This is a genomic window from Bacillus sp. LR_5, from assembly GCF_042709275.1.
This window is the reverse complement of the sequence record NZ_JAVAXX010000238.1, coordinates 1-10,033: the sequence shown is the minus strand read 5'-3', so window position 1 is coordinate 10,033 and position 10,033 is coordinate 1. Positions and strand designations below refer to the sequence as shown.

The following is a 10,033-nucleotide window of genomic DNA, read 5'->3' as shown; positions in this document are numbered from 1 at the left end:
CAGCTGGTTAAGAAAATGAAGGATAACGAATGGAAGTATAAACAGCTTTCTGAAGAAAAAAACCGCATCATGGATAATTTGCAGGAAATCGTATTTCAAACAAATGCAAAAGGCGAAATTACATATTTAAACCAAGCGTGGGCATCTATAACCGGGTTTTCAATCAGTGAATGTATGGGAACAATGTATAACGATTACTTCATAAAAGAAAAGCACGTAGCCGACCACATTAACACCCAAATCCAAAACAAAGCGTCTTCTGGCATGTTTACGGCAAAATACGTGACAAAGAACGGCACGATTTTTTGGGGAGAAGTTCATTATAAACTTTACTATGACCGGGATGACCAATTTACAGGCAGCCTGGGTACAATGTCAGATATCACTGAGCGGAAAGAGGCTGAAGATGAGCTCATTGAGATTAATGAACGGCTGGCGAGGGAATCCCAGAAACTATCAATCACAAGTGAACTTGCCGCAGGTATTGCTCATGAGGTCAGAAACCCTTTAACATCTGTCAGCGGTTTCCTCCAGATTATGAAAACACAATATCCGGACAGAAAAGACTATTTTGACATCATCTTTTCAGAGATTAAAAGAATCGATTTAGTGCTCAGCGAGCTGCTGCTGCTTGCAAAACCGCAGGCAATCACATTTAAAACACACCAGCTTAATGAGATCTTGAAACAAGTCACGACATTGCTTGATACCAATGCAATTCTGTCCAATATCGTCATAGAGAAAAATTTCAAAGAGACAGATGGCTGTATGATTAATGGAGACGAAAATCAGCTGAAGCAGGTCTTTATCAACATCATTAAAAACGGAATTGAGGCAATGCCAAAGGGCGGTGTCGTCACCATTTCAACTGCTAAAACCGCCTCTCATGCAGTGATAAGCGTAAAGGATGAAGGAAACGGCATGCCGCAGGAAAAGCTGAAGCAGATTGGCAAACCTTTTTATTCAACAAAAGAAAAGGGCACTGGACTGGGACTTCCCATTTGTTTGAGAATCCTGAAGGAACATGACGGGGAATTGAAAATCGAAAGTGAAGCTGGAAAAGGCAGCGTCTTTCAAGTGGTTTTGCCTTTAAAATCAGACAGCTGAGAGGAGAAAAATAAAGTGAACTCGCTTCTGTTTGTATACGGGACATTAAGAAAGCATGAAAAAAACCATCATTTGCTGGCACAATCGGCATGTATCAATGAGCAGGCGAGAACAAAGGGAAGTTTGTTTGCTGCAAAAGAGGGGCCCACAGCTGTTTTTAATGGTGAAGGCTATATATACGGCGAAGTATATGAAGCAGATGAATTGTGTATACATAACCTCGATCAATTTTTTCAAGGATATCATAAACAAACGGTGTTTGTAGAAACGGATGTCGGGATTAAAAATGCGCTTATTTATTTTATGAACAAAGACGGGTTTGCCGGCTTTACGAAAATAAGCAGCGGCGACTGGAAAGAACATCAGATGATCAGCAAATCGAAAAATCCCATTTATTATTTTGCCTATGGATCATGCATGGATAATGCCCGCTTTCAAAAAGCGGGAGTCGATCACTATTTTCAAGATCCAGTAGGAAGAGCTGTTTTAAAAGGATACACAACCCGCTTCACGCTAAAAAGGGATGACGGTTCAAGAGCGGACATGTTGGAAGACGGAGGAACAACAGAAGGCGTTTTATACCGTATTCCTTATTCTGCTCTCTCCTATCTATTTAAAAGGGAGGGCGTCGAATCTCTTACGTATCGGCCGGCATTTGTAGACGTTGAAGCTGGCGGAAGGCACTACAAAGACTGCTTAACCTTTCTCGTCCTCCAAAAAGAAGCGGAAATTGCCCCGCCTCAGCACTATCAGATTGAAATCGAACGCGGAGCGGAGCTGTATTTGTCGCCTGAGTTTACTGAAAAGCTCAAGCGGCATATGAATTCGCTGCCAAAAGGATAACACTGTAACAAAAGAATATGATAAAATTTGATCAATATCATGTCATATAAAGGAGCACCACGATGAAAAAAGAATTTGCGGTAATTGGGCTGGGCCGTTTTGGTGGCAGTATTTGCAAAGCATTAAGCGAAGAAGGCGTCGAGGTTATGGCAATGGATATCGATGAAGATAAAGTCAACGAGTATGCCAAGATTGCATCTCACGCAGTTATCGGTGATTCGACAGACGAATCTGTCCTGAAAAATTTAGGCCTGCGAAATTTTGACCACGTTATTGTAGCAATCGGGGAAAATATTCAAGCGAGTATTTTAACGACACTCATTCTGAAAGAACTTGGCGTCCATACGATTACAGTTAAAGCGCAGAACGATTATCACGAAAAAGTGCTGTCTAAAATTGGCGCGGATCACATCGTCCACCCAGAACGCGATATGGCAAAACGAATTGCGCATAATATCGTGTCCAACAATGTACTTGACTATTTGGAGCTGTCTGAAGAGCATAGTCTTGTTGAAATCGTAGCTAACAGCCGCCTGGCTGGAAATACACTTCTCGATTTAGATATTCGCGCAAAATACGGTATTAATATCGTAGCCATAAAAAGGGGCAAGGAAGTTATCGTATCACCGCTTGCAACCGAAGTCATCCACCAAGAAGATATACTCATTGTTATTGGATCAGTTGCAGACATCTCCCGTTTCGAAAAAAGAGTTCTTCATACAAAATAGCAGCCAAATAAGCCGTCCTCAAAGGGCGGTTTTTCATATTATCAGAATATAACAACTTTAATGAACTGAGCGTCAATTTCTTTAAATTTCATTGACTAAGCACAGGCGTTCCGATAGCATATTGTACCATATAATAAAAAAAAGGAGGGGCCTATTTGAATAAAGAAGCGCTAGTCAATAGGCTGAATGCTTCAGCCAAAAGACAGAAAGCTGATATCGTCATTAGGAACGGAAAAATCATGGACGTATATAATCAAGAATGGATATATGAAGATATTGCGATTACAGATGGAGTTATTGTAGGCCTCGGTGAGTATGAAGGTGAAAATACCATTGATGCAGAGGGACAAATGATTGTTCCGGGTTTTATTGATGGACATGTACATATTGAGTCATCAATGGTTACACCGATTGAGTTCGCTAAAGCAGTGTTGCCTCATGGCGTGACGACGGTTGTTACAGATCCGCATGAGATCGCGAATGTGTCTGGTGAAAAAGGGATTGTGTTTATGCTTGAACAAGCTCGGCATACACCGCTGAATATCCATTTTATGCTTCCTTCCAGTGTGCCTGCCGCAAGTTTTGAGCGATCAGGCGCAATTCTCAAAGCTGCCGATCTCAAGCCTTTTTATGAAGAAGAAGAAGTATTAGGGCTGGCTGAAGTTATGGATTATGTGTCGGTTCAGCAGGCTGAAGAAGACATGGTTCAGAAACTGCTCGATGCCCGTGTGGCAGGAAAAAGGATAGACGGTCATTTAGCTGGTTTATCAACAGACCTCATTAACATTTACAGAACCGCCTTTGTCTTAAACGACCATGAAGTAACATCGAAGGAAGAAGCCCTTGATCGTATCAGAAGGGGCATGTATGTCATGATGCGTGAAGGATCAGTCGCCAAAAACACGCTCAATGTGCTGCCGGCGGTGAATGAAAAGAACGCACGCCGTTTCTTTTTCTGTACGGATGATAAGCATGTGGATGATTTATTGTCAGAGGGAAGTGTAAACCATCAGGTGAAAATGGCGATTCAAGCCGGACTTGATCCGTTTTTAGCCTATCAATTAGGAAGCCTCAATGCGGCCGAATGCTACGGATTAGATACAAAGGGAGCGATTGCCCCGGGTTTTGACGCTGATTTGCTCTTTGTATCTGATCTGGAAAATGTCACTGTCACAATGACGATGGTAAAAGGGCAGACTGTTGCTGAAGACAGCAAAGTGGTCTATCAGGATCATGCTTCAACTGCAGCACCAGATCAGGCCCTGCTTGATTCTGTTAAGCTTGCTGCTCCTCTTAACAAACAGGATTTTCATATGCCAATCGATTCAGAGCAGCAGATCAATGTCATTCAAATCATACCAAATCAGCTTGAAACAAGATTAGTACAAGTTCCGGCTCCTGATGCCCGCGAATTTGAGCCTGACACTGAGTTTGATTTGTTAAAGATTGCAGTTGTCGAGCGGCATAAAGGATTGAAAGAAACCGGACTTGGTGTTGTGAAAGGTTTTGGATTCAAGAGCGGAGCGATTGCCACAACCATTTCACACGACTCCCATAATATTATTGCTGTCGGAACGAATGATGAGGATATCGCGGCGGCAGTTAATAAGCTGCAGGAAATTGGCGGAGGATTAACGATTATAAAAAATGGGGAAGAGCTCCATTCAGTACCGTTGCCGATTGCAGGGTTATTATCCGACCAATCTGCAGAGCAAGTGAATCAAAGCTTGCTGACGCTTCATGATAAATTGCCGTTAATCGGTTTCACAGGCGGATTTAATCCATTTTTGACATTGTCGTTTTTAGCGTTGCCTGTCATTCCTGATATTAAAATGACGACTACGGGCTTATTCGATGTAAAATCATTTCAACACATATCACTGCAATAAAAAGAGGCACTCCCTAAGGGAGTGCCTCTTTTTTTAAACCTCCATAATGATCGGCAGGATCATTGGACGGCGCTTTGTTTTTTCGTACAAGAAAGGCGCAAGCGTGTCTGTAATCTCATTTTTGATTTCAGACCATTGAGTCGTTTTTCGTTCCATTACTTTTTGTAAGTGATTTGAAATGAGCTCTTGAGCGTCGTTGATCAAGTCGCCAGATTCTCTCATGTACACAAATCCTCTGGAAATCAAATCAGGACCCGCTGAAATCTTGAAGTCGTCCATGTCAATGCTGACAACAACGATGACAAGTCCTTCTTCAGAGAGAATTCTGCGATCACGAAGTACGATATTGCCAATATCACCGATACCGCTTCCGTCAATGTACACTGAACCGGATGGGATTTTTCCTGCAACTGAAGCCTCATCGCCTTTAAGCGCTAATACTTCACCATTATCCATGATAAAGCAGTTTTCCTCTGGGATGCCACAATCTGTTGCAAGCTTGACATGCATCTTTTGCATTCTGTACTCACCGTGAATCGGCATGAAGAATTTAGGCTTGATTAAACGAAGCATCAGCTTCTGTTCTTCCTGTCCGCCGTGACCGGATGTATGGATATCGTTAAGAGGGCCGTGAATAACCTCAGCACCCGCACGATACAGCTGGTTGATTGTTCGACTCACGCTGATTGTGTTGCCTGGGATAGGGGATGAAGAAAATACGACCGTATCCCCAGGATTGATTGAAATTTGGCGGTGTGTGCCGTTTGCAATTCTTGATAACGCCGCCATTGGTTCCCCTTGGCTTCCTGTACATAAAATTGTTACTTTATTAGCAGGCATACGATTGATTTCGTTATGCTCAATAAACGTATTTTTAGGACAGTTAATATAACCGAGTGTCTGTCCAATTTCGATAGCCGATTCCATACTGCGTCCAAATACGGCAACTTTTCTTCCATTTTGTACAGCAGCTTCAATTACCTGCTGCAAGCGGTGAATATTCGACGCAAATGTAGCGAAGATAATTCGGCCGTCCACCTTGCGGAAAATGTCATGAATGCTTTCTCCTACACGGCGCTCAGACATGGTAAACTCCGGATTTTCACTGTTTGTGCTGTCTGAAAGAAGGCACAAAACGCCTTCTTTACCGATTTCGGCCATTTTCGTTAAGTTTGCCGGCTCGCCGACTGGAGTAAAGTCGAATTTGAAATCCCCAGTATGTACAATGTTTCCGGGCGGCGTTTTTACAACAATGCCGTAGGAATCCGGAATACTGTGTGTTGTTCTGAAGAATGACACAGCCGTTTTGCGGAACTTTACAATATCATCCTCGCCGATAATGTTCAGTTTCGTCTGTCTCAATAATCCATGCTCTTCAAGTTTATTCCGAAGTAAGCCGATCGCGAGTTTTCCGCCGTATACAGGAATATTCACTTGTCTGAGCAGGTATGGAATACCGCCGATGTGGTCTTCGTGCCCGTGGGTGATAAAAAGCCCTTTAATTTTATCTTCGTTTTTGACTAAATACGTATAATCAGGGATGACGTAGTCAATTCCGAGCAGTTCGTCCTCGGGAAACTTGATCCCCGCATCAATCAGTACAATTTCATCCTGGAATTGCACCGCGTACGTATTTTTACCGATTTCGCCCAAACCTCCGAGGGCGAAAACAGCAGTCTGATCATTTTTTACAAATTTCATACCGCTCATAACTCCAATACTTTAAAATTTTCGCTCTGTTGTTCATATTCTAAGAATGCACCATCAACAGGTGTAATAAACTCAATATTAAATTTCTTTTCTTTCAGCTTTGTTCTGACGTCACGCTCAGATACGCCTTCAATATAAAGTGAATCTGTCTTTTCCCGAACAGGTACTTCGTCAGCCTTCTCTTGATAAAATACCTTATAAATCATTCCAAATCTCTCCTTAAATGCCGTATGTTAGACTCGCTCATTCTATTATATTCGAAAACGGAATATAAGGAAAGCCTTGAGCAAAATAAGGATCTCTCAAATAGTGAAAGATCCCTTGTCAGGCAATTGCTTTCTTACGGAGCATTCCGTTCCATTGTCTTCTGAGTTTCTTTCTTAATTTACGCAGCATTAGCCAGTCCCTCCTTTAATTTTGTCCCAGAGTTCTTTTATACAAATAGTATACGGAGATTGAGGAAGACTTTTCGTGGTTATTAATGGAATTTAATATGATTTTTGAACGAAATTGTTTGCTGAATGACAATCTTTTTGTATGATGAGGGTGGGAATTGCAGACCAAGACGATAAAGGGGAAGTTGCGATGGATTCTAAATTAATCTTTTTTGATATTGACGGCACAATATATGATCATGATAAGAATATACCGGAAAGTACGAGAAAAACCGTGGCGGAGCTTCAGCGCCAAGGGCATCATGTGTTTATTGCCAGCGGCCGGTCTCCATTTTTGGTTAAGCCGATTTTGGAGGAGCTGGGCATCCACTCATTTATTTCCTACAATGGACAGTTTGTTGTCTTTGAAAATCAAGTGATTTATAAAAATCCGCTGCCTAAAGATGCAATCAGGCGATTATTAAAGCAGGCGGATGAAGGCAAGCATCCTGTTGTGTTTATGGCTGAGGACACGATGAAAGCGACTGTTGCGGATCACCCTCATGTTCTCGAGGGAATCGGCAGCCTTAAAACCGATTACCCAGAGACCGATGACCTTTTTTATGAAGGAAAAGAAATTTTTCAGCTTCTTTTATTTTGTCAGGATGAAGAAGAAAAAGCTTATGCCGCTTTTCCTGAGTTTGATCTAGTTCGCTGGCATGAGCTATCGACTGATGTTCTGCCGCACGGAGGTTCGAAGGCAGAAGGAATCAAAAAAGTGATTGAGCGTCTTCCGTTTGATATCGGCGATACATATGCTTTCGGCGACGGATTAAATGATCTGCAAATGATTGAATATGTTGGGACAGGCGTTGCTATGGGAAATGCTGTTCCCGAACTGAAAGAAATCGCGGACTTTGTAACAAAACCGGTGGACGAGGATGGAATTGCATACGCTGTCAAAGAATTGGGCCTTTTAAAATAAAGAAACGGCTGGCATTGTGCCAGCCGCTTTTTCTATTAGCGCTCAATTGCGATTGCATTTTCAGGTTCTTTGAAAGGATTTTCCTTATCAATATGATCATAGAACATAACACCGTTCAAATGATCGATCTCATGCTGAAACACAATAGCTGGAAATCCTTTCAAACGAATATCAATATTTTCGCCTTCTAGTGTTGTTCCTTTTACTCTGATGCGAGCATAGCGGGGAACATAACCGGGAATCGCTTCATCCACAGAGAGGCAGCCTTCGCCGCTTGTTAAGTAGCTTTTTTCAACTGAATGGCTGACGATCTTAGGATTAAACAGAGCATAGCTGTATAATTTACCGGAAGCATCTTCCGCATGAACGGCGATCATTCGTTTTTTGATATTAATTTGAGGAGCTGCGAGCCCTACGCCAGGGCGCAGCTTGTATTTTTCGGCTAATTCAGGATTTTGGCTGTTTTTAACAAATTCGATCATGTCGGCCAGCTGCTGTTTTTCTGCATCAGTTGGAGGCAGCTCAACAGGTTCGGCAGTCTCTCTGAGGGCTGGATGGCCGTCACGTACGATGTTTTCCATAGTAATCAAGAAACTTCACTCCTAAAGCTTAATATGTAAATTATATCGGATTTCTTCACAAAGGTGCAACGAAACGAATGACCAGCCGTATATGGCTGGTCAATTTCATGCTGTGTGGTTAGCAACAGCCTCCGCCTAAATAAGCAGCTCCGACAATGATTAACAGAATGAATAAAACAACGATTAGCGCAAAGGTGCGGCCGTAGCCATATCCGCAGCCACCATATCCGTAACCACCATAACTGCAGCAGCCTCCGCCGTAACCATATCCATACATATTACATAACCTCCTCTTTTAATTACGCCAGAGCCTTTATAAGTAGGCATAGCGTCTAATATAACCTATGTAAAAACAAAAAAGTTGTATGGTCATCTGTCCTGATTTTTCACTTTTTTGATTTAATTTCAGTATTACATTTATACAGCACGGCTATTGCCAAATGTCCCCATGGATTCTATAGTAGAAATTGTCAAGATTGGGGGATTTAACGTGAAAGACGCTATAAAACGGCGGCCTGGAATCAAGATCGGAGCTTTTTGTGCTATGGCACTGATATTAACAGGATGCATGGGACAGGACCCGGTTGATTCACTTCATCATTCATTAGAAAAAGCCGCGGAATCGGAAAAGCCGTTTCAAGAAGAACAAAACACACTCAAAGAATTAGAGGCCAAAGAAAATCAGCTTTACGATAGTGTTATGAAGCTCAATATGGATGATTATAAAAAAATTGTTGCTTTATCTAATAAGGCGCTTGAAAATGTCAGCAAGCGCGAAGAACACCTAAAGCTTGAAAATGACAGCATGAAAAAATCGGAAACAGAATTTGAGGAAGCAAAAACGTCAGCGGAACATATTAAGGAAAAAGACATAAAAGAAAAGGCCGATGCCGCAGCAAACCATATGGAGAAAAGATATACATCATATGGCACTATGTATAAAGAGTATAAAAAAGCGCTTGAGCTTAATAAAAAACTGTATATGCAGCTGAAAGACAAAGATTTGACAAGAGATGATCTGGATCAGCAGATCGATAAAGTCAATGCTTCTTATGAAAAGATCCTTAAATATAGCGGAGAATTTAATGAACAAACCGAAAAATATAATAAAGCCCGGGAAGATTTATATGATGCTGCAGGCTATCGTGTGAAAAAGAGCTGACTCGATCAGCTCTTTTTTTGAATGAAATGCGATTCGGATTTCGTTCAAAATTTTCATTTCTATTGTAGTACAGCATAGTAAGGTATACTAGTACAGTTTTGGGTGCGGTTGGCATCTGTTTTTTTGATGAAAATGTAAAGCGAATACATTTATTGAAAATCAGCGATGAAAACGATTGACGGTTCTTCTTTATTTGGTGTAAACTAATCCATGTTAAGCGGTGTTGTATTAGTTTTTTACAACTTCGAAATAATACAGTTCAAAGCAGAGTGTAACTATCCTACATAAAAGGTTTTGGCAAACTGGGGATCGGCTAAAATATAATACGACTTACTGCTGATACTTTAGGGTACCCTAAGTTTGTATGTATAAAAGGAATGCACGTCTAATGACTGTTTAAAAGAAAGGAAGAGGTGACTTAGTATGGCTGCAAAAACGAAAAAAGCTATCGTTGACAGTAAGAAGCAATTTGATGCCATTAAAAAGCAGTTCGAAACGTTCCAAATTTTAAATGAAAAGGGAGAAGTCGTGAATGAAGCGGCGATGCCTGATTTAACTGATGATCAATTAAAAGAGCTAATGCGCCGCATGGTATTTACGCGTGTGCTTGACCAACGCTCTATCTCATTAAACCGTCAAGGACGTCTCGGATTT

The 10,033-nt window shown here is 41.5% G+C and carries 10 protein-coding genes and 1 pseudogene; 7 read left to right on the top strand and 4 right to left on the bottom strand.

Annotation, left to right across the window (positions count from 1 at the left end; genetic code table 11):
* From kinC to ade, 4 genes are all read left to right on the top strand, one after another.
* A partial coding sequence (gene kinC / locus RAC86_RS29560; RefSeq protein ID WP_377886338.1) for a two-component sensor histidine kinase KinC occupies positions 1 to 1,107 on the top strand: 1,107 nt, incomplete at its 5' end.
* 15 nt (positions 1,108 to 1,122) lie between these two features.
* A complete protein-coding gene (locus RAC86_RS29555) occupies positions 1,123 to 1,950 on the top strand; it encodes a gamma-glutamylcyclotransferase family protein (protein ID WP_326147530.1) in 828 nt (275 codons plus the stop codon).
* A gap of 62 nt (positions 1,951 to 2,012) precedes the next feature.
* Positions 2,013 to 2,678 carry a Ktr system potassium transporter KtrC gene (ktrC, locus tag RAC86_RS29550; protein WP_377886337.1) on the top strand — a complete coding sequence of 222 codons (666 nt, stop codon included), beginning with the start codon at positions 2,013 to 2,015 and terminating at the stop codon, positions 2,676 to 2,678.
* Between the two features lie 155 nt (positions 2,679 to 2,833).
* The gene (gene ade, locus RAC86_RS29545; protein WP_161477014.1) at positions 2,834 to 4,567 is read left to right on the top strand and encodes an adenine deaminase; all 1,734 of its coding nucleotides are present in this window, start codon (positions 2,834 to 2,836) and stop codon (positions 4,565 to 4,567) included.
* A 33-nt stretch (positions 4,568 to 4,600) separates the two neighbouring features.
* Here the strand turns inward: ade and rnjA are convergent, their stop codons facing one another.
* Positions 4,601 to 6,268 (bottom strand): ribonuclease J1, encoded by a 1,668-nt coding sequence (gene rnjA / locus RAC86_RS29540; RefSeq protein WP_003245660.1) that lies wholly within the window; start codon positions 6,266 to 6,268, stop codon positions 4,601 to 4,603.
* A gap of 5 nt (positions 6,269 to 6,273) precedes the next feature.
* On the bottom strand, positions 6,274 to 6,483 hold the full coding sequence (gene rnpZA, locus RAC86_RS29535) for an RNA polymerase subunit omega 1 (protein WP_003222303.1): 210 nt from the start codon (positions 6,481 to 6,483) through the stop codon (positions 6,274 to 6,276).
* 379 nt (positions 6,484 to 6,862) lie between these two features.
* Here rnpZA and RAC86_RS29530 point away from each other — a divergent pair, with 379 nt between their 5' ends.
* A complete protein-coding gene (locus RAC86_RS29530) occupies positions 6,863 to 7,636 on the top strand; it encodes a Cof-type HAD-IIB family hydrolase (RefSeq protein ID WP_015715823.1) in 774 nt (257 codons plus the stop codon).
* Positions 7,637 to 7,671: 35 nt separating this feature from the next.
* Here the strand turns inward: RAC86_RS29530 and def are convergent, their stop codons facing one another.
* Entirely contained in the window at positions 7,672 to 8,226 is a 555-nt protein-coding gene (gene def, locus RAC86_RS29525) for a peptide deformylase (protein WP_003245474.1), read from the bottom strand.
* 109 nt (positions 8,227 to 8,335) lie between these two features.
* Entirely contained in the window at positions 8,336 to 8,494 is a 159-nt protein-coding gene (locus RAC86_RS29520) for a YjcZ family sporulation protein (protein WP_003232317.1), read from the bottom strand.
* 213 nt (positions 8,495 to 8,707) lie between these two features.
* Between RAC86_RS29520 and RAC86_RS29515 the strand changes: the two genes are divergently transcribed.
* Both RAC86_RS29515 and RAC86_RS29510 read left to right on the top strand, forming a co-directional pair.
* Positions 8,708 to 9,379: a YkyA family protein gene (locus RAC86_RS29515; RefSeq protein ID WP_009967146.1), complete on the top strand. Its 672-nt coding sequence runs from the start codon at positions 8,708 to 8,710 to the stop codon at positions 9,377 to 9,379.
* A gap of 423 nt (positions 9,380 to 9,802) precedes the next feature.
* A pseudogene (locus RAC86_RS29510) lies at positions 9,803 to 10,033 on the top strand (pyruvate dehydrogenase (acetyl-transferring) E1 component subunit alpha); the annotation flags it as partial.

Excerpts from the sequence above, each read along its gene's own strand:
- ktrC (WP_377886337.1), top strand. The coding sequence starts at position 2,013 with ATGAAAAAAGAATTTGCGGTAATTGGGCTGGGCCGTTTTGGTGGCAGT.
- rnjA (WP_003245660.1), bottom strand. The coding sequence starts at position 6,268 with ATGAAATTTGTAAAAAATGATCAGACTGCTGTTTTCGCCCTCGGAGGT.
- rnpZA (WP_003222303.1), bottom strand. The coding sequence starts at position 6,483 with ATGATTTATAAGGTATTTTATCAAGAGAAGGCTGACGAAGTACCTGTT.
- RAC86_RS29530 (WP_015715823.1), top strand. The coding sequence starts at position 6,863 with ATGGATTCTAAATTAATCTTTTTTGATATTGACGGCACAATATATGAT.
- RAC86_RS29520 (WP_003232317.1), bottom strand. The coding sequence starts at position 8,494 with ATGTATGGATATGGTTACGGCGGAGGCTGCTGCAGTTATGGTGGTTAC.